This is a genomic window from Pseudomonas sp. DCA-1 (assembly GCF_046523955.1).
Lineage (GTDB): Bacteria > Pseudomonadota > Gammaproteobacteria > Pseudomonadales > Pseudomonadaceae > Aquipseudomonas > Aquipseudomonas putida_Y.
Map to the genome: position 1 here is coordinate 5,081,340 of NZ_CP169881.1, position 23,017 is coordinate 5,104,356.

The 23,017-nt window shown below is 54.2% G+C and carries 12 protein-coding genes; 6 read left to right on the forward strand and 6 right to left on the reverse strand.

Annotated features, from left to right (window positions below; genetic code table 11):
* Positions 1 to 506: 506 nt before the first annotated feature.
* A complete protein-coding gene (locus ACE4QZ_RS24010) occupies positions 507 to 872 on the forward strand; it encodes a hypothetical protein (RefSeq protein WP_410480228.1) in 366 nt (121 codons plus the stop codon).
* 378 nt (positions 873 to 1,250) lie between these two features.
* Here ACE4QZ_RS24010 and mobI read toward each other — a convergent pair whose 3' ends face one another.
* Together mobI and drt2 are read right to left on the reverse strand one after the other, a co-directional pair.
* Complete coding sequence (gene mobI / locus ACE4QZ_RS24015) at positions 1,251 to 1,712, reverse strand: conjugative transfer protein MobI(A/C) (protein WP_182816473.1); 462 nt, start codon at positions 1,710 to 1,712, stop codon at positions 1,251 to 1,253.
* Between the two features lie 543 nt (positions 1,713 to 2,255).
* Positions 2,256 to 3,437, reverse strand: a complete 1,182-nt coding sequence (gene drt2, locus ACE4QZ_RS24020) for an antiviral reverse transcriptase Drt2 (protein WP_410480229.1) — start codon at positions 3,435 to 3,437, stop codon at positions 2,256 to 2,258.
* A 168-nt stretch (positions 3,438 to 3,605) separates the two neighbouring features.
* Here drt2 and ACE4QZ_RS24025 point away from each other — a divergent pair, with 168 nt between their 5' ends.
* Positions 3,606 to 4,802, forward strand: a complete 1,197-nt coding sequence (locus ACE4QZ_RS24025; protein WP_004575957.1) for an IS256 family transposase — start codon at positions 3,606 to 3,608, stop codon at positions 4,800 to 4,802.
* An 864-nt stretch (positions 4,803 to 5,666) separates the two neighbouring features.
* Here ACE4QZ_RS24025 and ACE4QZ_RS24030 read toward each other — a convergent pair.
* Positions 5,667 to 8,606 (reverse strand): DEAD/DEAH box helicase, encoded by a 2,940-nt coding sequence (locus ACE4QZ_RS24030; protein WP_182816480.1) that lies wholly within the window; start codon positions 8,604 to 8,606, stop codon positions 5,667 to 5,669.
* A gap of 1,067 nt (positions 8,607 to 9,673) precedes the next feature.
* Between ACE4QZ_RS24030 and ACE4QZ_RS24035 the strand changes: the two genes are divergently transcribed.
* The 4 genes from ACE4QZ_RS24035 (at position 9,674) to ACE4QZ_RS24050 (ending at position 15,942) form a co-directional block, all read left to right on the forward strand.
* Positions 9,674 to 10,930 (forward strand): integrase domain-containing protein, encoded by a 1,257-nt coding sequence (locus ACE4QZ_RS24035; protein ID WP_084850287.1) that lies wholly within the window; start codon positions 9,674 to 9,676, stop codon positions 10,928 to 10,930.
* Positions 10,931 to 11,818: 888 nt separating this feature from the next.
* Positions 11,819 to 13,255, forward strand: a complete 1,437-nt coding sequence (locus ACE4QZ_RS24040; protein ID WP_028697707.1) for an IS1182 family transposase — start codon at positions 11,819 to 11,821, stop codon at positions 13,253 to 13,255.
* A 750-nt stretch (positions 13,256 to 14,005) separates the two neighbouring features.
* Positions 14,006 to 14,590 (forward strand): restriction endonuclease subunit S, encoded by a 585-nt coding sequence (locus ACE4QZ_RS24045; protein WP_084851558.1) that lies wholly within the window; start codon positions 14,006 to 14,008, stop codon positions 14,588 to 14,590.
* Positions 14,587 to 15,942 (forward strand): class I SAM-dependent DNA methyltransferase, encoded by a 1,356-nt coding sequence (locus ACE4QZ_RS24050; protein WP_084851556.1) that lies wholly within the window; start codon positions 14,587 to 14,589, stop codon positions 15,940 to 15,942. Before ACE4QZ_RS24045 ends, ACE4QZ_RS24050 begins: the two co-directional genes overlap by 4 nt.
* A 170-nt stretch (positions 15,943 to 16,112) precedes the next feature.
* Here ACE4QZ_RS24050 and ACE4QZ_RS24055 read toward each other — a convergent pair whose 3' ends face one another.
* From ACE4QZ_RS24055 to ACE4QZ_RS24065, 3 genes are all read right to left on the reverse strand, one after another.
* The gene (locus ACE4QZ_RS24055; protein WP_084851555.1) at positions 16,113 to 19,214 is read right to left on the reverse strand and encodes a type I restriction endonuclease subunit R; all 3,102 of its coding nucleotides are present in this window, start codon (positions 19,212 to 19,214) and stop codon (positions 16,113 to 16,115) included.
* 204 nt (positions 19,215 to 19,418) lie between these two features.
* A complete protein-coding gene (locus tag ACE4QZ_RS24060; RefSeq protein ID WP_084851554.1) occupies positions 19,419 to 20,774 on the reverse strand; it encodes an McrC family protein in 1,356 nt (451 codons plus the stop codon).
* Positions 20,771 to 23,014, reverse strand: coding sequence for an AAA family ATPase (locus ACE4QZ_RS24065; protein ID WP_253249194.1), 2,244 nt, complete (start codon positions 23,012 to 23,014; stop codon positions 20,771 to 20,773). The genes ACE4QZ_RS24060 and ACE4QZ_RS24065 overlap by 4 nt, the downstream gene beginning before the upstream one ends.
* Positions 23,015 to 23,017 lie beyond the last annotated feature (3 nt).

Here is a 23,017-nt window from a genome sequence, read left to right on the forward strand (position 1 = left end):
CTTAACCTTGGCAGAGCTCGAATTAAAGGAGTCAGGGTATGGATCGTTTTGAATTGCTTGTATATGCCGTGCTTGCCGTCATCAGTGCGCTGACTATCGCAGGTGTAATTGGCTATATGGTCGCAGCGTACCTGGACAAGAAGCACGGCGACGATTGAGCCTTCAGCGGAACGGCCAGATACCTGCAACAAACTGCCCGCTGCCCCTTGGCAGCGGGCGCTTACCCAAATCTATCGGCAAGGCAATCTACCGCTGCGCTACGCAGTATTTCCCCAAGCCCATGAGGTCATGAGATGACTTCGGAAGGGCTGTCAATTTCCGCACCATAGCGAAAGTGACCGGAGCGCCGAAGCGTTTAGATCAGCGACATGCACGCCCTCCATGTGACGAGTTAGCTTGCCGAGTACGCTAAAACCCGTGCGCGGACTCATGGGCAGCATCTCATCTTGGGTTTTCCGAAAGCTACCAGAGAGTGTCTAGCGACCTCATCTAACCGGAGCAGCACCATGGAATTTCGTCACCTTGGTAACGGGCAGTACTTCCCACCTATTGCACCAAACGGTCGGATTTACGCTGTACCTTTTGGGCAGGAAACCCAGGTAGAAATTTTCTGCCTGGCCCCAGTAGGCATCATGGGCGCGGGCATCCAATTACGCTGGTCAGAAATCGTTGGTTGTTACTACGACGACGAATCCTGGGAGATCATCCCGCGCAATTACTCGGGACGAGGAATGCGCTTCCGCAGAGGCCTATCCTGCATCATGGTGATAGCAGGCAACGAGGCCCTCACGACCCACATCCAGGGCTACCCCATCCCCATGTGCGTAATGAACCGTATTGCGTTCGAAAAGCAGCGAGGCACTGAGGAGTAGCGCGTCACCGTCGCCACCCGCTACGCGACACGGGTACCAGCTAGGCCGGCACCTACCAAAGATTATTTTATGAAAGTGAAGCCTTTCACTACTAATACAGATCGCAGCTGGCCGGCTGACTTGTCGTAAGCGTCACTGCTAATAGCAAATACGGCCTCCGCCCCGCCTGTACGGGCCTGCTGGCTGACAGCGAGTAGATTTAGCGCCCTACACTGCTTATAGCCCGTACCCGTCGCCGTCCCTGACCAAGCGCAGCAGTATGTCTCGCCGGAGTTCACTGCTGATACGAGAAAGCCCCGTCAGACCAAGCTGCACGGGGCTTTCGGGTATTTAAGTCGGTTCAGATCCGTTTGGCACTGCTTATAGTGTGCTCAGCCTCTACTCCTCCGAGCAGAGGTCACCATGATCAAGCGCTTGATATCTACACAGCTTTTTCTCATAGGCGACCAACGTCCGACGCAGCTGACGATTCTCACTGGCGATGCTGCGAATCTCAGCCAGACGCTCCTCAACCTGTAAAACGAGGCCACGGTAAGGGGATTTAACAAACTCAAATGAGGAAGCCGGGTATTTGTGTTTACCGTTGCCTTTGGGAATAGTCAGGGGCGCGAACTTGTTTTTTTGCCCTTGCAGTGGCACCAGTTTGCACCAGTAGATAGAGTACGCATTCGGGCTCGTTTGCTTGATTGAAACGGCAGCCACGACAGATTTAACCCCAGTCTTTTTGTATATCTTCATGGACGCATCCATATAGCTTGCGGCCAGGCATCTCGCGTCCGCAAGCAACTGCTCGTACTGCTGATCCAGCAGGGTAACTATTGTCTGTGCTTCTTTACTCATGGCCAAGGCTCTCTTCGCTGTAAGAGCCAAAATGGTGACCGATCGCTGAGCCCCCGGAATTCGATTTCAGACCGTTCTACCGTCGGAAATCTACCGAAAGTGGGTGGACTGGCTCACGCTGTCATTCTACCTCGCGTCAGATGATCGACGGACGACGACATGTCAGTCGCAGAAAAACATAACTTAAAAAGGATGCACAATTGATGACGACGGCAGCTTTGACCCTGAGCGGGACAAGATCAACATGTTAGAAGCAGATGATAGTGTGCGGGCTGTATCCCTGCCGAGCTGCAACTGGCCGATTTATACAAGTTACGACAGGCAGAAATCGGCCGATTCTGTTGAAAAGTCGGCCCTGATTTCCACGGTAGAAAAGTACGCGCTTGAGATTGAAATCTTTACATTGAGCAGAGGATTCCCGGCTCAGATTTCGCGTAGCGGCGCGCAAAAAACCCATTTTCAGCGGTCAGTATGTGGGGTCGGCCGCTAGAGAAGCGGGGCCTATTCACCATGGTTCGCTCTTTCAATTCTTCTAGTGGGCTGTCATTCGCCTTGGGCATCAGAAATGCGCTCGCGGAGCCTGTTCCAATGTGGCTTGAGCTGTTTCTTGATCGAGGGAGAGCCCATGATCCTGGCGGCCCGATAGCCATATGAGATGAAGTTTCTCCGGCCCAGATAGGAGTACCGCTTATACAGCTTCTTCAGGAACATCGAGCGAGGCAACTGCCCTCTGGCAATTCGCTTAGCGTTGACCTTGTCCATGCATTTTCCTGCCAGCCAGATGCCTCTGTTTACACGGTCCTGATAGCGAGCTAGTGACGATGAGCGCAGGTAAATGTTGGCCCCATCAAAGATGAAGCCCAGATATTGCAGCGGTCGGTCGGTTCTCAATCCCTTGGCTGATCGTGTGAATTTGCAGGTCTCCGTCTTGGCAGTCTGGATCTCCAGGCCAATCTCATTGACGCGTAGGTCGACTAGGGCCTTGGCCTCTGCCTCCTTCTCCAGCGGCACAATCAGCAGCACATCATCGCAGTAGCGGTAGTAGGCACCGCCGCAGGATTCGACATAAGTGTGAATCTGCTCATCGAACCCCATCATGTAGACATTGGACAGCATGGCGCTGATGGGGGAGCCTTGAGGGATACCCTTTTTGCCCTTGTTGGTTTCGACCAGACCACCATCTCGAACCTGGGCCCGGAACTCATGGGGCTCACAAATTCGCTTGCGGCCATGCTTGGGATTGTTCTTGGAGAGCCCCAGCGCTTCGTAGACTTGATCCCTATAGACGAACGAATACTTGGTCAGGGATCGATACACCGCGTAGTGATCGTTGGGCAAATGGCTGGTGCCTAGCAGCGCCTGCCAGGCACTTTTCAGGTGCGCATGGTCTAGGTTGTCAAAGAAGCCCTTGATGTCGATGGCGATGACGCAGCAGGACTCCCGCACCGCAATATCCAGGAAAGCGTCGAGAGCAAAATCGATATTGCTTTTCTTAAGCGCTCTGAACGCCAGAACTGCAGACGACCACGGTACCTTCGCCAGATGGTCCTCGTAGGCCTGGTTCAGCAGATCGCAGTAGTACGAATAAATATGGCTGTCGACGTGCGCGGCATAGGAAATGGGCCTTTGCTTAGGGTCTTTTTTGACAACCTTCCCAATGCTTTTGTCGAAAAACACTTTCTGTGTTTGCGCGACATAGCGAATGAACGGGTAAAAGGCATGCATAGCAACAGTCTTAGGACTTGAGACTATCGCTAGTGCCGCTGGATCGTGTCCCGGGAAGTGGTGTAACTGAACCAGCCGAAGGCGCCCTGCGGGCGAAAGAGGATGGTCATCGTGGTTCTTGGCTAACGTTGAGTTTGCGAAGACCAAACACTCACCAGAGAAACCACGATGACCAAGCCCACTATCGCATTGACCGAGTTGGTTGAGAAAGGGGCAGACGCTGATCTGCTCAAGCAAATGATCCAGTTCGTTGCCCAGCGCATGATGGAGTTCGACGTCGAAGGCCTGTGCGGCGCGGGCTTCGATGTCAAAAGCCCAGACCGGACAAATAGCCGTAATGGCTACCGCGATCGTCTTTGGCAAACCCGCGCAGGCGACGTCGACCTTAAGATTCCCAAGCTGCGCCAAGGCAGCTATTTCCCTGGTTTCCTTGAACCTCGACGCACCGCTGAGAAAGCCATGGCGGCAGTCATCCAGGAGGCCTACATCCAAGGCGTTTCAACACGCTCAGTGGACGAGCTGGTCAAAGCCATGGGCATGACCGGCATCTCCAAAAGCCAGGTCTCACGGCTAGCTGGTGAGATCGATGAGCGCGTTCACGCCTTCCTTGACCGCCCGCTTGAGGGCGACTGGCCCTATCTCTGGATCGATGCCACCTACGTCAAAGTGCGGGAGGCCGGACGCATCGTCTCGGTCGCCGTAATAATCGCCGTGGCCGTGAACACCGACGGTGGCCGCGAAGTCCTGGGCATGCGGGTTGGGCCGTCAGAGGCTGAGCCGTTCTGGACAGACTTCCTGCGCAGCCTCACGCGACGTGGCTTGCGGGGCGTGAAACTGGTCATCTCCGACGCCCACGAAGGGCTCAAGGCGGCTGTTTCCAAGGTCTTCAACGCGACCTGGCAGCGCTGCCGTGTGCATTTCATGCGTAATGCCATGGCCCACGTCGGCAAAGGTCAGCGCACCATGGTGGCGGCCCTACTGCGCACAGTCTTCGCCCAGGACAGCCGTGCCGAATGCCATCAGCAATGGCGTTTGGTCGCTGATCAGCTACGCGAAAAATACCCCAAGATCGCGACACTCATGGACGGCTGCGAGGATGAAGTGCTGGCTCACATGGCGTTTCCAAAAGCGCACCGACAGCAATTACACAGCACCAATCCACTGGAGCGGCTTAACGCGGAGATCAAACGCCGCACCGACGTCGTAGGCATCTTTCCCAACGATCCTGCAATCACACGGCTGGTAGGCGCGATGCTGCTGGAGCAGAACGACGAGTGGTGCCTGCAACGGCGTTACATGCAGTTGGAGGCCTTTGAGGCAGTCAGCGATAATCCACAGGCCAAGCTGTCGGCCGTGATCAACTAAACGGCGAACTCAGCGGCCAGAACCATGATGAGTTACACCACTTCCCGGGACACGATCTGCCGCTGCCTGGTTGATCGGACGGTCAAAGTGCAGATAGCCCCGAGACTTGTACCAATTTTCTGGCATCAGAATACATCCTTGTTTCGAGCCAACCGGCCAGACTTAGGATGGCGGCAATCCTCAAGCCGCCTGGCCGGATAAACCCAAATGTTCCTCACATTATCCAATCGGTCTCAGTCACCCAGTCCCGATTTCGCCGCGATTGCTAGGATCGACGTATAGTGTCAGCGTCACATTTGGAGTACCTATGAAGATAAGTATCCGAGGGCTGCTAGCCGCATTGCTGGTCACCCTGGGTTGTTACACCTGGGATGCCGCCTTGGGGCTTGACAGCTTGTGATGCACCTTCAGGTCTATACCCAAAGCGTACGCAGGCTAGCATAAATCTGGCTGAATCAGCCACCATCCTCAATAGAGCTTATCAGAATCACTGCTGTGCCAGTTCCAGTAGCGGACATCCATTAAAGGCTGCTACCAGTCGATTCTGTTGATAAAGTCCCGCCGCGATTTTGCCCATGTAAAGAGAGTGAGCGACGTTGAAATCTGGTGAGTCAGAAGACGGAGCTGCCTTGGTTTTCACGTAGCACCGCCAAAATCGAGCGTGTTTTGAGCTGCCGATAAGCAGCTCTCTCAGAAACCGACTTTTTCAACAGAATCGGCCAATAGCGGACATCGAGCTCCTAGGAAGTTGGGGCGATTCAGACCGCCAAAAACCTGTGGAGGCAAAAGCGAAGTAGGTATAGGAGGTGCGGATCGCAGCAGGACGTCAGCGGAATTAGTCGCAACTCCGCTGACGCAAGTAGATTACGGGCTAACGATGACCTTGATATCCGATCCCGAGATGCTCTTGATGTATGAGTAGCTCGTTCCCAGGACGGCGAGCTGCTCCTTCGACACCTTTTGCGCTGATATCGCGGGTTGCACGATCACAAATTTAAAGATCAGCTCGTGGTCGTGGCATTTGTTGCGCAGTATCTCCAGCTGCTGAGGCGTGCCTTTCAGTATTCTGTCGAAGTCCTTGAGCAGCGATTGCTGGTAGCGATCCATCAATCGATTGAAGAACTTATCGCCGGTGTACAGCCATTTCACCGATCTGGACGCCTGACCGCATACCTCATAGACGTCGGCCACGCGCGCGCCGGGCGCGGCCACGCCATCCGTCATTGGGCAGAATTTGCAATGGTAGAGGTCTACGTAGATGGCGTCCTTGCTTTCCCGGATTGCCACCAGGTCAGCGATTTCGCCTTTGCCATCATCGTTGAAGACGATCGAGTAGTCGTCAGCGATCTTGGCGAAGGTGAAGCCTTGTACGGAGTCCGTACGTCGCTCCGCACGCATGGACTCTTGATGGATTTTCGTCGTTCCCCAATTCCAGGGTTCGAGCAAGCCGGCAGGCAGTTTTACATCCACGCTGTTGAGCGAGTACTGACGGTAGTTGCCCTGCACCATGGAACCGTCAACCTTGAGCAATACAAGCGGCTCTCCATCCAAGTATGAGTCCAATGGCATTTCGTGTGGGTAAAGGATCTTCACACCAGGGCAAGAGGTCTTGTATCCGTCCTCCAACAACTTGACTGCGATGGTAGTGAGGCGACGTTCCCCACCGTCGTTACCCGCAACCAAGACGGGAATATCCAGCGTCCGCGCGCCGTTGTATTCAGGCTTACCAAGCTCGACATCGAGAAGGTTGAAGGTCTCTCCCTGAAAATAAAGCGAGATCCTTTGCTCGTTTTCGATCGCAATCGACACAGGCCAGTCGGCGTAAAACAGGCCTTCTGGCCATCTGCCCCTGATTTGCTCAACACGCATGACATTTTTGAGTACGTCGGCAGGATCGATGGTGTCGTCGTTGAGCTTGACCGACATGCGCTTGCACCACTCGACCCAATAGTTGATCGGAGAGGAGTTCATCTCCCAGATCTTGCCTTTGTGCGAGCAGCCCACGGTGGTTCGTTCTCCATCCTCAAAACCGGTGGCGAAGATGTTGGATTTTGTCGCGTTGCCCGTCTCGATGTCGTTGATCACTTGATTGATATCGCGCCCCACGTGCATCGTGAACCGCAGGTCTTTCCGCGCGCGGGATAGGCCAACGTTCTGCAGCTTCATAAGCTTGATATCGTGAAGCGTACGGAAGGTCGGCTCACCATTGATGCGACGAGGGTCTTTGGCCACCAGGTTGAGAAAGCGAGTTGCCTGGGTGTCGTCACCTGAGGCGTGAAGGAAGAGGGTTTTCTGCGCCTTGTTATAGAAAGCGATGTACAGATTCCAGTTGGTGTCGACGATTTCTTCGGTCTGAGCCCACCCAACCAGCGTCTCTCGCCGAGTCACTACAATGACTGTATCGGCCTGGTCGTTGATCGAGATGTACTGCAGTGTCTCTCTACGCCCATCCAGACCCTGCGCACGCTGTGGTGTCCAGTCGTTGGGGGAGACGTGATACGCCACGGCGCTGATTTTGGGGTTCGGGTTCAGCCCAAAAATCACTTGGGCATCGTCCCCATCGGCAAACTGCTCGTTGAAGTCCGCCTTCTCAATTTCCCGGCTGACCTTTTGCTCGCTCACGTCGCGAATGACTGCACCCCAGTCAGCACTCTCCTTATAAAGGGCTGCCATTTGGTGGTCGGTCTTCTGGTTAGCGATGTTTGCCACGAACTTGGCATCACCAAGGGCCGCATCTACCCTCGTCAGCCGGCCAATGAACTGAAGCGTCACCGCAGGGCTTTGGTGTTGATCATGAATGGCGGCGATTTTGAGCTCGGGCAGATCGAAACCTTCGCCAAGCATGTCCACGCAGACGATGATCCGGTGCTTTTTCTTGACGATCTCCGCCATTACCCTGGCTTGGTTCGGCACCTTGCTGTGGATCAACACTGGCGTGAGGTCGGCGTGCTGCTTATAAATTTCAAACAGGTCTGTCGCCCGCTTGTGCGACTTGGCCCGCACCATCATTAAATGGTTGAAGCCGGCCTTGAGGTCAGTCCTGAGCAGCTCAACGGCCTTGTCTGCGATGGCCTGATCGGACAGTTTGAGGTTGTACTCTCGTACCGGATGGAACTCGATACCTTTGAAATAGCCGTCAAGCTGCGCATCCCGAAGCGGGTAGTTGAAGATGATCTTGCCAGCCAGAGCCAGACCATCCTCCCGGAATGGCGTCGCTGTGAACTGAATACAAGGTTTGCCCCTGAAGGCTGTTTTGATTCGGTTCCAACTGGCTGCCGCGACATGGTGAGCCTCATCGATCATCAAGTGACTGCACATGTTCACCAGTGCCCCCAAGGCGGCGTCCTCAAATAACAGCAAAGCCTGGGGAGTGGCCACAATGATGTTGGCAGTAGCCAATTCAGCAACCTGCTCCTCAGACAGCTTCGAATCGATGGCTGCAACAATGGGATTGCGCGCCGTGTCCGATACTGCCCCCACGGTACGAAGCGTCTTCATCTCCGTGCACTTGCCCACTAACTGCGTCCTGAGGGCGTCCGAGGGAACCAGGATCAATGTTCTAGCCATCCTCGCAGCGATGATCAGCGCGAGCATGGTGTCGGTCTTCCCTGTGCCGGTGGGCATGACCACTGTAGCGGTCGAGGAGGGGTCGACCACCAGGTGCCCCAGGGTGGCATAAAGCGCAGCCAGTTGCGGCTTTCGCAGCCCGGGTGCGTTCGTCCTGGGATCGTCGAGACTGAAATTGAAGAGATGGTTTTGCCAGCTCTGGTACACATCCGAATGCGTTATCACTACGTCGTCCATGGCGATTACCTGAGAGTAGAAAGGGCTTCTGGCTAGGGTGGCGAAATGGTAGCACGCCTCTACCACCTGCATGACCTGACCGCCTTAGACATAAGGACCAGACCGGTCGAGCTCCGGCGCAGAGTTGTCGAACTGTAGAGGCCGCTTCTGGCCGATTGCTGCCTTCCACAGCATGATCACCGGTCAGCAATCAACAAACCAGTTGTAGAAATGGTATCCCGCGCTAACAGACACAGCACATGTACCCAGCGTCAATAGAGGCCACTGTCCTTCGACACCAAGCCACCACTGCACCTTGAACAGAAAAGCTCCTACCAACACGCAGGCCAGAACACCAAGAGCCAGGCCAACCAAAGCGAACAGCCGAGCCCCTAACCCTGGATTTCCGCCGTGCCAGTTCTCACTCAGGCAAAAGGGGCAATGATTGGACGAAGGCGAATACCCCCTGAAACCACGGCTATATGACGCTCTCGGAACCATCGCTTTGCCACAGTTGTGGCAGGTAACCATCGAGTGTCTCATACCGCACCTCAGCTCAAATCGTCCTAGATGAGCCCATGGTGCGCTACCGCGGAAAAAACCCAACCGCGTGACCTGACATCTACCCAGCACCCGGTCTGAGCTGGCCATCAAACCCTCCTGGCCTGATAACCGAGGTTATGCCGTACACGACCGACTCTATTGAATGCTCCCTGGTGGTTGACTGGCCTCGCCCGGTCGCAAAATGATAATTCAGGACGCCAGTTCAACTCCTCAAATAGCCGCTCATCGGAAATACGTGCACGGGGGCACCTATGGGGGCACATAATAATAAATCTATAAATAAATCCATTTAAAACAATATCTTATGTATATATTTTAAATCCCCCCGGCTCCACCAAATGATCAATCAAAGACGTCCACGGACGTCTTTTTTTGTGCCTGAGCCCTAGTAAATACACGGCTTCCAGCGCTTTTGCGGTCTTTTGAGAGTTTTTGAGTTCCAGCCATTCGGGTATTCCAGGCGGTATTCCACCTCACCGGGTGCTAATCTTTGGAATACCGAATCAGTGCCTGAGGAGAATCTCATGCCTGCTCAAAACCTCCGCCTCTCCGATCGACAACTCAAGGGAGTCAAACCCGCGTCCAAGGATTACGTCCTCACGGATGGTGACGGTTTGCAGCTCCGGGTACGCAGCAACGGCTCGTTGCTGTGGAATTTCAACTACCGCGAACCAGTGACCAAGAAGCGCATCAACATCGGCTTCGGGACCTACCCCGAACTGTCACTGGCGAACGCACGAAAGATGGCAGTCGATGCCCGCGAGCTGCTCGCCCAAGGCATCGATCCGAAGGTGCAGCGCAATACGCTGAATGAAGCCAAGCGCGCAGAAACCGAACACACCTTCGAGAACGTGGCCACCGCCTGGTTCGAGCTCAAGAAAGACTCGGTCACCCCGGCCTACGCCGAGGACATTTGGCGGTCGCTCACACTGCATGTATTCCCCGACTTGAGGACAACACCACTGACGAAAATCACCGCGCCGATGGTGATCGCATTGCTTCGCCCCATCGAAGCGAAAGGCAGCCTGGAAACGGTCAAGCGTCTCAGTCAGCGGCTAAACGAGATCATGACCTACGGCGTAAATTCCGGCCTGATCTTCGCCAACCCGCTCACCGGCATTCGGGCAGTATTCAAGAAGCCCAAGAAAGAGAACATGGCTGCGCTTCCGCCCGAAGAACTCCCCGAGCTCATGCTGGAGATCGCGAACGCCAGCATCAAACGGACCACCCGCTGCCTGATCGAATGGCAGTTGCACACCATGACTCGCCCTGCCGAGGCAGCGACTACTCGCTGGGCAGACATCGACTTTGAAAGGCGTGTTTGGACTATCCCACCGGAGCGGATGAAAAAGCGCCGCCCTCACAGCATTCCGTTGAGTGATCACGCTGTCGCTCTGTTGGAATCACTGAAAACTCACAGCGGCCATCGAGAATACGTCTTCCCGGCAGACAGAAATCCGCGCACCCACGCCAATAGCCAGACCGCCAACATGGCGTTGAAACGCATGGGCTTCCAGGACCGCTTGGTCAGCCACGGCATGCGCTCGATGGCCAGCACCATCTTGAATGAACATGGGTGGGATCCGGAGCTCATCGAAGTGGCACTGGCGCATGTCGACAAAGATGAGGTACGCAGCGCCTACAACCGAGCCGACTACATTGAGCGCCGGCGCCCGATGATGGCTTGGTGGAGTGAGTACATCCAGAAGGCCGCCACCGGCAGCCTGCTTGCCTCAGCGTACGGCCAAGTGAGAGACAAGAACGTGGTACCGATTCGCTAGCTCTGTACGGCGCAAGAACGGCAGCAGCAGCAACTGAACGTTCAAGATTCGGGGCAATCAGCCTCGCTCATCCGCTTCTCAGCACGGGTCCTTCCAAACAGGGCTGCAAAGCCGCCCTGTTTGGAAGGACCTCACTTTGAAGAGCTAAAAGCGACTACGTTGTCCAGGATTTACCACGGAATTCCAGCGGTGGATAACCGCTCTTAAAGTCCAAAGTGGCGCTGAATTTCGAACCTTGACCGCGTTTATCCTCAGGCGTAGAACTGGCCGTGCAAGCGCTGTCGATGACAGCAACCCAGGTGACCCGAACCTTGAAGGTCACGCCGCTCTCGCGGTGGTTCTCCCCCCCAAATGGCGATTCGCGTCCGGCAGCTCGCCCGGTCACCTCCCCGGTGATGGATGCCTACTTCAGATCATGGCCCTCGTGCGCCAGATAACACCTCCTACTTCGCTGCCCTGCAGCAACCTATCCGCTTGGCCGAAACCTGCGCCAACCGGCGCCCGTCTCTTTCTCATGGAAAGAGACGGGCGCTCCTGACACTGCTGCAGCCCTCATAGCTTTTGGCTTTGCGGCTACTCCACTCGTGACAATCGGCGTGACAAACACCGATCTCACCAGCAACAGCGCTGTAGATGATGGTGCAGCAGACCAAGGAATGGACTGCACCTGACTGACAGTCAGGCATGCCCCGGTCATCGCATTGCTGCTTGCACCTGGCTCAGGATCTCGCGGCGCTGGTCTCGTCAGCCAATGCAGCCTCCACCCGCCCACCGGTAACGGTGCTCAGGAGGCCAGATCATGAGATGCCCTTGCTCCCGGTCCAGGCTGTGTGAAAACGCCCGCAGTTGTCTAACCTTCTGACCGTCGTGATCGTGGCGGGGACAATCATGAAGCGGTTCATCGAAGGTGAAGCTCGGACGCAGGTCACATTGCTGCCAGAGTGCCTGGATGACTACATCACCGATGAAAACCCAGTGCGAGTGGTCGATGTCTTTGTTGATGAACTCGACCTGAGCGCGCTCGGTTTCGCAGGCGTCGATCCGGCAGCAACAGGTCGCCCGGCCTACCATCCAGCGGTCCTGCTGAAGATCTACATCTACGGCTACCTAAACCGCATTCAGTCCAGCCGCCGGCTCGAGCGTGAAGCTGAACGCAATGTCGAGTTGATGTGGCTTACGGGGCGTCTGGCTCCAGATTTCAAAACCATCGCCGACTTTCGCAAGGACAACGGTAAAGCCATTCGCAGTGTCTGCCGTCAGTTCGTGATCCTCTGTCGCAACCTCAACCTGTTCTCTGACTCAATCATTGCCATCGACGGCAGCAAGTTCAAAGCCGTGAACAATCGCGACCGTAACTTCACCCAGGCCAAGGTGAAGGCCCGTATGCAGCAAGTCGAGCAGAGCATTGAGCGCTATCTGACAGCGATGGATTCGGCGGACCGGGCAACGCCGGAGGTAGCTGTGGCCAAGGCCGAGCGACTGAAAGAGAAGATCGAAACGCTGAAACAGCAGATGCAGAAGCTCAAAGACATTGAAACGCAGCTACTTCAAACCCCAGACAAACAAATTTCTCTCACAGATCCCGATGCTCGCTCCATGTCAGTTGGTGGTCGGGGCAGTGGCACCGTTGGCTATAACGTGCAGACGGCCGTTGACGATCAGCACCATCTGATCGTTGCACATGAGGTGACGAATGTCGGTCATGATCGCGGCCAGTTGAGCAACATGGCGAAGCAAGCGCGTGACCAAATCGGTACTGAATCGCTGAATGTCGTTGCCGACCGGGGCTACTACACAGGCACGGAAATCGTTGCATGTGAGCAAGCTGGAATCTCGCCCTTCGTACCGAAACCACTGACCTCTAGCAGCAAAGCCGAAGGTCGATTTGGCAAGCAGGATTTCCTGTACGTCTCGGCATCGGATGAGTATCGATGCCCTGCGGAGCAATTACTGACCAAGCGTTACTCAACTTGGGAAGACGGGATGCTGATGCATGTTTATTGGTTCTCGGGCTGCCAGTCCTGCGCGATGCACAAGCAATGTACGACGGGCAAGGAGCGGCGGTTGAAACGCTGGGAACATGAAGCGACCCTCGACTCGATGCAGGTTCAACTGGAGCACGATCCTGGGAAAATGAAGGTGCGCCGTCAAACCGTTGAGCATCCATTTGGAACGCTCAAGTACTGGATGGGGGCGACCCACTTCCTGACCAAGACCCTGCCAAGGGTCAGTACTGAAATGAGCCTCCATGTGCTCGCTTACAACCTCAAGCGAATGATGAGCATCTTGGGCATCAGGGGGCTGCTCGAAGCGCTCAAAAGGTGAAATAGCCTACTGAGCCGCCAGTTAGGGGCCCCAAAGTCTCCACGAAGGACTCATACCGGCCAGATGCACCCTTGCGAGGCCAACTGAGCTAATCCAGGCAATTTCCTGCCAGTTTTGCAAGCGCCCCTAGATAGCCACGACCTTCAACGCATTCCGCGAGTTTTCACACAGCCTGGGTCGTAAGGAGCCGCCAGTCCTGCGTCAGTGGACACCCTCACAGGTCGCAGGGGCCTTGATCCCTGATAACACTCAGCATTCTTGGCGGGATGACGTGAGGGAGAGATCGGTAACTTCTGGAGAATAGCTATGCAACTGTGCGAAGCCCAAGGGCCACCACGCTCCCCCTTGCTGGAACAGCAGATAGCGCCTCCGCCATACCCGGTCGCGGCGATAGGTATAGCCAGGCTCACGCCAGTCCCCCCTCGAAGCCGTAACTACCCTGGCTTATCCATGATGTCTTCGGGCACAGGAGGAGATTTTTTCAGTAGTATCGTCAGTACTATTGACGAAATCCCTAGGAAGGACTAAATTTGCCTGCATGACAAGGTAGTACCAACGGTACTGTAATGGATTCTTAGGAGCCACAATGAAGAATGCGAAGCTGTATGGCGTGATTTTGCCCTGGTTGTGGCTGCTGCAGAATTTCAGCTTTTACTACGAGCACTCGGTACCGGAGACCGGGTCAGGCTACACGACAAGCATTGGGATAAACTCCCACCTTGAGCAATCAATGAAAATGAGTAACCGTCATTGAACATAAGAAAACTATCCGAAATCATAGACGTCCGCGCAGGTCATACCTTTAGGGGGAAAGCGGAGGACGAAAGCCGCAGCGATGGGTATAAATTAGTTCAAATTAAGGATATCCACGAGGAAGGCATTGAATTTTCTAACCTGCCTTTTGCTGCAGTCGAACCAGGGAAAGCAAAAAGTATATTATACACTGGCGATATACTGATCCCCTTACGCGGAAACAGAATAGAGGCTGTATTAATTACATTGCCGACAGATCTAAGCGTAATCACCACAAATCAAGTTGCTATCCTGAGCACCCCAAAAAATGAAATAGAGCCAGCCTACTTATGCTGGTATCTAAATTCAGGCGAAGGTCGCTCAAAATTATCGCGCATCAAAGCAGGCAGCGCCATACCCAACATAGGCCTGAAGGATCTATCAGAGATTACAATCCCGATACCTAAGATTCACAACCAGATAAAGATAACTCAGATTTACAAAAACTGGATGACTCAAAAAAAAGTGCTCGAATCATTAGCTAGAAACGGCGAGGACATCCTTGACGTTTTTTGCACTAACCTACTGAGAGAAGACTCTTGAGCGATTTTAAATACTCCATCATCGACAATATCATCGATGACCTTCGGTCGAAGACAAACCTTGACATCCAGGATTACACAGATTTTTTTGTTGGCATATTCTTTGTTATATTTTCTTCAATTCACAATAGAAAAATTGATGACCACTTACAAGCACTCCTTCGAGAGTCAATAAAAACATCACGAAATGACATAGTAATATCAACCCTTCTGCAGGCTGCAGACCAAGTTGACAGTGCCTACAGCAATGAGTTGAACCTCAGAATAGCCATACAACACCTAACAGAGCGTGTAAGGAACCCGTTCGCCGTAACGGAAACATGCATTCAATTATATGAACTAATATCAAGTCATAGTTTTCCTGCTGCCGCCGGTAGCTTTTTTGAAAAAATCATCCAACATTTTGCAGAGGCGCAAGGAAAAAGGGCTGGGGAAGCCTATACCCCTCGCGAACTAGTGAAGATGATGGTAGATATTGTCGAGCCCGTAGGCGGCGAAAGTTTATACGATCCCACCTGCGGATCTGGTGGCTTTCTAATATCCGCCAACATAAACGCCCTAACATGCAAGCGTAGTGGACCACTCAAAATTTATGGAAGAGAGATAAACTCGTCAGCCGCACGAATAGCGAAAATAAACTGCATCGTGCATGGAGTTACCGACTTCGAGATTCGCAAGTCAGACTCACTTCAAGAAGTTGAGGCTTCAACTTACGATATAGTACTTGCAAACCCTCCATTTTCACTGTCTACGAGCAGCTACCAGGCAGGCATCACCACCTCATATTTCGATTTCGGCGCTCCTCCTCCAAACAAGGCTGACTTCGCCTTTTTACAGATGATTTTGAAATCACTCAAACCAGATGGGCGCGCGGCTGTACTCGTTCCCAATGGAGTTCTATTTCGAGGTGGTTTAGAGGGGGCCATCAGGAGAAGCATTATCCAAAATGGATTAGTTGATGCAGTGATTGCTCTGCCAGGAGGAATGCTCAAAAACACTGGAATACCGACTGCAGTATTAGTTCTCAAAAAACCGGGAACCACCAACAAACCGGTTCTACTAATCGATTCTCCCGAAGCAGAAAAGTATGCAAATGACAACTCCCCGATGGAGTCAAGAGCTCCATTTTACACGACCCTAGAAATATATAAAACCCGAAGTGAACTTGAAGGAATATCAAAACTCATAACAAACGAACAACTTGAGAACAACGGCTACAGCTTAAGCCCGTCAAGATACATGGAAAACAAGCAGCTACAAAAAAACTCGATAACTATCCTTACTGAAAAACAGAAAGATCTTGAAACGCAACTAGCAGAACTTCAAAAAGAATTTAGCGAACTACTAACCTAACAAGAGCTAACAGAAAACGAAAGCAATATTTTTAAGCTCTGCCAATGTGCAATGGCTCGCAATGCGAGCCATTGGGCGCAAGTAAAACTCAGACACCACGCCCCAAGTTCTACTTCTATAAAATATACATTTCCGCCCTCAAAATTACGGCATTACTCCACCGCTAACTATCACACCCATGTTTCACAAAGCATTTCAGCCTGCGCTAGCACCATTTGCGTTGCTTCCTCTTGCTGATCTGGGGGGTATTTGTACTTTCGCAAAATCCGCTTTACCATCAAACGCAACTTCGCCCGGACACTGTCGCGATTACTCCAATCTACTGTCACATTCTGCCGCAAGCTGCTAGTCAACTCATGAGCAATCTTGGCCAGTGTTTCATCTCCAAGATCTCGTACGGAGGACTCGTTGTTAGCAAGAGCGTCGTAGAAGGCAAGCTCATCCTCATTGAGGCCCAGCTGATCACCGCGCTTACTAGCGGCGGCGAACTTTTTAGCCATCTCGATCAGCTCTTCGATTACCTGGGCCGTCTCAATTGAGCGGTTCTGATAGCGTTTGATTACGCTATCAAGCAGTTCAGAGAACTTTTTTTCCTGTGCCAGGTTGCTGGAAAATTTGCTCTTAATCTCGCCTTCAAGCAGGCGTTCCAGGAGCTCTACAGCGAGGTTCTTTTCCGGTAGATTCCGCACCTCCGCAAGAAACTCATCGTCTAGAAGACCAATGTTGGGCTTATCCAAACCTACAGCTTCAAACACGTCTACCACCTCACCCGACACCACGGCATTGCCGATGATCTGGCGGATGGCTAACTCTCGCTCTTCGTCCGTCTTTTTCTTCTGACTGATTTCGCGCTTGGTCAACAGCACTTTTATCGCCTGGAAAAACGCTACTTCCTCGCGCACCGCTTTGGCTTCATCCAAGGTGCAACAAAGCGTGAAGGCCTTACTCATTGCAAGCGCATTGTCAGCAAAGCGCTTTTTGCCATCTTCGAGTCCAAGCACATGGTTGGCAGCACCCGCCAGCAGTTTGTGCCCCCCCGTGAGGTAATTGCTGTAATCGAAGCCAAACAGCAAGCTGCGGAGAACATCTAGCTTTTCCTCCAGTACGGCATAGGCTTCGTGAGCATCCACCGTAGGGCGCCCCCTGCCCTTGCTAGCCGTGTACTCTTTGAGCGCGGCCTTAAGCTCGTTGGCAATGCCGATGTAGTCCACGACCAATCCACCCTGCTTGTCCTTGAACACGCGATTCACGCGCGCAATGGCCTGCATCAGATTGTGGCCCTTCATTGGCTTGTCGACATAAAGCGTATGCACGCAGGGTGCATCAAAGCCGGTCAGCCACATATCTCGGACAATCACCAGCTTGAGCGAATCACTTGGGTCCTTGAAGCGCTTTTCAAGCCGTTTCTTCACCTGATTGGGGTAGATGTGTGGGCGCAACAGCGCTTTGTCCGACGCACTACCAGTCATGACGATCTTCACCGCGCCTTTTTCCGGATCTTCGTCATGCCAGTCAGGACGTAGAGCGATGATCTCGTTATACAGGTGGACACAGATCTCGCGACTCATGGCGACAATCATAGCCTTGCCGTTTTGCGCTTGGTTGCGCTCTTCGAAGTGCGCCACCAGATCGGACGCCACGCTTCTGATACGCGGTTCGGCACCTACAACCTGCTCTAACGCAGCCCAACGCGACCTCAAGCGAGACTGCTGATTCTCCTCCTCGTCCTCCGCCAGCTCATCGACTTCATCGTCGATATGGGCCAGCTCACTCTCCTTTAGCGACAACTTGGCCAGTCGGGATTCGTAGTAGATAGCCACAGTGGCGCCATCTTCCTTGGCCTGTTGCATGTCATAAACATGGATGTAGTCGCCAAACACCGCACGGGTATCACGGTCTTCGCTAGAGACTGGGGTGCCGGTAAACGCTACGAAGGTGGCATTGGGTAACGCATCGCGCAGGTGCTGAGCGTAACCGACCTGGTAACGAGCATGCGCCTCAGCCGCCTGCAAGCTAGGCGCTTTCAACGAGGCACTGAAGCCATATTGAGTGCGGTGTGCCTCGTCGGCGATCACCACGATATTGGAACGGGTGGAAAGCACCGGGAAACTGTCCTCGTCCTCGCCCGGCATGAACTTCTGAATAGTGGCGAAGACAATACCGCCGCTCGGGCGATTAGCGAGTTTCTCGCGCAAATCACCGCGAGTTGCGACCTGCGCCGGCTGCTCACGTAGCAGGTCCTGCGACAGTGAGAACACCCCGAAGAGCTGCCCGTCCAGATCGTTGCGATCAGTGATCACCACAATGGTCGGGTTCTCCATTGCTGCTTCCTGCATCACCCGTGCCGCGAAACAGGTCATGGTGATGCTTTTACCGGAGCCTTGGGTGTGCCAGACCACCCCTCCTTTGTGAGTACCGCCAGGGCGTGAGGCAGTTACCACCTGCTGAATAGCTGCCCGCACTGCATGAAATTGATGGTAGCCGGCGATTTTTTTTACCAAACGACCATCGTCTTCAAACAGTACGAAGTAGCGTAAGTAATCGAGCAGCATGGCAGGCTGCAGCACCCCGCGCACCAACGTTTCTAGCTCGTTGAATTGCCCCAATGGGTCAACGGTCACGCCATCGATGGTGCGCCAGCGGGCGAATCGCTCGATATCGGCTGACAACGAACCCATGCGGGCCTCACTGCCATCGGCGATGATCAAGATTTCGTTGTACTGGAAGATGTCCGGGATCTGCTCCTTGTAGGTCTGGATTTGGTCGAACGCCTTTACCAGATCTGCATTTACATCTGCCGGGTTCTTCAACTCCAGCAGCACCAACGGCAGGCCATTGAGGAACAGAATGATGTCCGGGCGGCGAGTATGCTTCGGCCCCTGAATAGTGAACTGGCTGACCGCCAGCCACTCATTACTCGGCACATTCGCCCAATCGATCAGTCGTACAAAATCACCGCGAGTTTCGCCATCCCTTTGGTATTGGACGGGCACGCCACTGACCAGCAGACGATGGAAAATACGGTTGGCAGAAAGCTGAACAGGTACCCCTAACTCCAGTACGTGCTGCAAGGCATCCTCACGTGCAGACACTGGTACCAGTGGGTTCAATCGGGCAATTGCAGCTCGCAAACGCTCCACCAGCACTACCTGGCGATAGTTTTCACGCTCTGGAGTTTCTCCGTCGTGCGCAATATCCGGCCCATGAAGTATCTGGTAGCCCTGCTCAGCAAGCCAGCCAAGAGTTTCCTGCTCCAACTGGTCTTCAGTCATTATCCAATCTCATCCCTAGACCCTAACATTTCCCCGAAATCAGCCGCCTGAGGCTCAGGTGCTCCGTACGGCATATCCCGCGCCAATTCGCGACGCTTTCTCAGTAACTCGTGCAGCGTCGCCTCATTTGTAGGCATTCTGCCATCAAGAACAATCGGGTAATAGACATACACATCCTTCTTCTAACCGATTCGATAGCCGCGATCAGTTGCCTGGTCCTTCTTGGCCGGGCTCCAGCAGCGTCCCAAACGGATAACGAGGTTCCGCAGCGACGCCACTTTCCTTCCGTAAAGGAATTCCTGCGGACTCAGCGCCCAGCAAGTGTTCGTTATCCAGCTCAAACGGCAACACCCATAAGCTCATGCCCATTCCGTAATCGAAAACCGGCAGCGCTTTCTGGAGCCCAGACCAATACGGATAAATCAGCACCAGCTTCGGCACTTCATCGCCTCTTTGATATTTATGCCCGTAAGCAAACAGCTGATAGAAATCGCTCTGGCTTAAGTGGTAGTTCTTATCAGGTCTACCGGCATCGATGCGCTTCCACTTGGTATCAACAATCCAGCGGTGTCCGGACCGGTCGATAAGCAAATCCGGTTTCAGGCAGAACATCTTTCCGTTGTCATGCTCGCAGAGATAATTCCGGCTGGATTGTGGCGTCAGTTTCGCGCTTGGTAGCAATTTCCCCCCCAGCCACCCCTCAACATATTTTTCAAACAACTTTTCCATCGGAAACAGCATGCTCATCCCGCGCCACTCGCCGCTTACTGCAATCGGCATCTGCTGGTTGAGGATCAGCTCGCACCAGGGCTTTATCGCCTGGTAATGCGCCATCAGCCGGTCGCGGCTCCAGGCGCGTAAATCCTGGCTCACCTGCTTGCTAACCGGCACCTCGGCCAGCATCGCCCGCAGCTCGTTGGCCAGGCGCCAGTTGGCGGCATCCTGCGTACTCTTGGCCACCTGCTCCAACGCCAGCTTGAGCAAGCGGTTCTCGGCACGGTCCGGCAGGAACACATCGTGGCGAATCTGGAAGTGATGCTGGCGCCCCGGTGGCTGGCGCATCTGTGCGACCACATTGAGCTGACCACGCAGAAAGCGCTGCTCCTCCTCGATACGCTGATAATCGAAACGCACGCCACGCTTCACCAGCAGATCCAGCTCCGCGAGAAACTGCGCCATCACCCACTCGCTGAGCGACTTATCGAACAGCTCCAGGCTTGCTACCGAAGCCTCGCGCGGCTTGAGCTGCAAGGCGCTTTGAATCAGCTTACGCAGTAACTGGCGGCTCTTGACCAGACAATCGTCCCGTTCATGATGCTTGGGCAGAATCTCCAGCCGCGTGCCACAGGGCGTTTCCAACACGCCCACGTAAGAGTCCCATTTCAGCGCGCGCCGCCCCTCCACCTGCAGCAGCGTGGCGCCATTGCGGTTGAAGCTGGCGCTCAGCTCACAGAGCCAGTCGAAGGCACTTTCGGAAATCTGCGCGCAGTCGAGGTTGCCGGGCGCGACGGCGGCTGTTGTCAGGCGAGCGTACTCACGAACCGTGACGACTGCGCTCAAGCACTCGCCTCCTCTAGCTCTTCTGCTGGAGCCTCGGCCTTGGCATTCACCGCGATTACGCCTGCATACGCAGAAAACCGCTTGAACGCCGCCGCATTGATCCGCCAAACCCCACCTTGGGCCGGGACGCTGATGTTGCCGAATAGTGCCGCCACATCCTGTTTGTCCTGCTCCACGAAGCGGTCGACTACCGGTTTGCGATGGTCGTTGAACACCCACTGAATACGCTGCCAGTCCTCGAAAAAGTATTCCTGCAGCAGCGGCAGAATTTGGTTGCGGAAGGTGCTTTCAAGCCGTGCCAACGTAGGGTCACCTTTGAGCGGCATAAAGTAGGCATGTCCCAGGCAATGATCCCGATCCAGTAGCACCTCGATACGCTGGTTCATCACCCGCAGCAGCTTGCCGATATTCAGCCCCTGCACTTCTACAGCGTCCAGCAGCTCCGGTCGTGGCGGCATCTCGCGGAACACGAAGCGACGACGCAATGCTATATCCAGCCCCGCCAGCGAACGGTCTGCGGTGTTCATGGTACCTATCAGGTAGACGTTATCCGGCACGCTGAAATGCCGCTTCGAGTATGGCAACACTGCCTCAAGCGCCTCTGAGGCACCGGCGCGCTTGGACGGCTCGATCAGCGAGATCAGCTCGCCGAAAATGCGCGAGATATTGCCGCGGTTGATCTCGTCGATGATCAGCACATACGGTAGCTTTGCCCCGATCGCCGGCTGCTTGGCCTCACCGGCGAGGCTGAGACCGGCCTGTTGTAGCCCCTGCTGCAATTCAGGCCAACTGATGCGGCTCATCGGGTACAGGGTTTTCAGCGTCAGGCCTCGGCCGCCATTAAGCGTGGTGATGTCGAAGTCAATATCACTCAGCAGCCAATTGACTGGCAGGCGATGCACATAGTCCTTGCGCACGCCCTCCGGCACCTCGGGGTTGTACTCATACTCGCCAGTAACCACCCCCACCGCACAGATACTCTTGCGGGTACCCAGGCAGACCAGCACATCACCTTCTTCGACCTCGCCGCCGAAGCTGGCCAGCGAACTTTTGTCATTGCTGCCAAGCTTGAGCGCAGGATCGGCCAGATCGACCTGGCGAATATCACCCACCTTGTGCCAGCCGATACGGGCTTCACCATGCTGAAAGCAGTAGCGCCGGGTTCGCCCGTCGCTGCTAGCCTCCTCGATGGAAATCTTCCAGATGGTCGGATCCTTCTTCAGCCCCAGCTTCTGCTCCAGAACCGGGTCGCCGCTGGCATCCAAACACAGCTGGACAAACACCCCCTTGGCCACGTCGTAAGCCAATGTCGCACCAGGGTTGCCCTCGCTGTTAGGTGGCAAAGCCCGCAGCCCCTCAACAAAATCCTCGTAGCTAAAGCTTTGGTGGAAGGTTACAAAGCGTACTCGCTCAGCGGCCACGAAGCGATCGAACTCGGTCTTCAAACGCTTGCGGGACTCAGAGTTATCGCCACTGTTCTGCGCCAAAAACTCCGGTGCCAGAATAGCCAGTGCCTGGTTGATGGTATTGTAGGTTTTGCCTGTACCAGGGGGGCCAAAAAGAATCTGGTTTAAAGGTGGCTCATAAGCCTTTTCCTTGGTATCGCCTTCACTCTCCCAACCACCACCCACTTCCTCATCGTCAGACTCATCCTCCATGGCATTCCATAGATCAAATCCATAAGCCAAAACTGGTTCTTCACCTCGCAGCTCCAACAGACGAGCATAGAGTTCAGCCTGAGTAACGCGCTTATCAGTTTCGCCGGCAATTGCACAGAGACTTTTGTAGTTGTAGATCGGCAGCACACAAGGGGCATTGACGTCCTGATAGATAAAAGCAACTTTCCATTTCAGCACATGCTCAAGGTCAATTTCTTGAACGCGCTGCGAGTCTCCTTTGCCGGCCGCCTTAGCAACCTCAACGATTCGCGAGCGAATTGTTGTAAAGGCTTCATCAACAGAAGTGCCGTACTTCTTTTTCCATGAGTACACATCGCCAGCCTGCACATGAGCTCGCGGCCCCTTGGGCTCATTTTTACGCTCGTACAAACCTAGCTTGGATGAATCACCACCTTTTATTGAGCCCAGTAGCCGACCAGGACCAAATTCTAACCAGTAGGTAAACGTGTCCTGATCACCGCTCTTGTTATAAGTGCTCGGCGTCAATTTACTCAGCGTCCGGAGAGGCCAGCGCTGCAAAAATTCTTCCCACGCCTGTTGCCGCTCGTCGAATGTAGCCATAAG

What these genes read in the sequence shown, in the direction of transcription:
- ACE4QZ_RS24010 (WP_410480228.1), top strand. Translation starts at nt 507, where the DNA reads ATGGAATTTCGTCACCTTGGTAACGGGCAGTACTTCCCACCTATTGCA.
- mobI (WP_182816473.1), bottom strand. Translation starts at nt 1,712, where the DNA reads ATGAGTAAAGAAGCACAGACAATAGTTACCCTGCTGGATCAGCAGTAC.
- drt2 (WP_410480229.1), bottom strand. Translation starts at nt 3,437, where the DNA reads ATGCATGCCTTTTACCCGTTCATTCGCTATGTCGCGCAAACACAGAAA.
- ACE4QZ_RS24025 (WP_004575957.1), top strand. Translation starts at nt 3,606, where the DNA reads ATGACCAAGCCCACTATCGCATTGACCGAGTTGGTTGAGAAAGGGGCA.
- ACE4QZ_RS24030 (WP_182816480.1), bottom strand. Translation starts at nt 8,606, where the DNA reads ATGGACGACGTAGTGATAACGCATTCGGATGTGTACCAGAGCTGGCAA.
- ACE4QZ_RS24035 (WP_084850287.1), top strand. Translation starts at nt 9,674, where the DNA reads ATGCCTGCTCAAAACCTCCGCCTCTCCGATCGACAACTCAAGGGAGTC.
- ACE4QZ_RS24040 (WP_028697707.1), top strand. Translation starts at nt 11,819, where the DNA reads ATGAAGCGGTTCATCGAAGGTGAAGCTCGGACGCAGGTCACATTGCTG.
- ACE4QZ_RS24055 (WP_084851555.1), bottom strand. Translation starts at nt 19,214, where the DNA reads ATGACTGAAGACCAGTTGGAGCAGGAAACTCTTGGCTGGCTTGCTGAG.
- ACE4QZ_RS24065 (WP_253249194.1), bottom strand. Translation starts at nt 23,014, where the DNA reads ATGGCTACATTCGACGAGCGGCAACAGGCGTGGGAAGAATTTTTGCAG.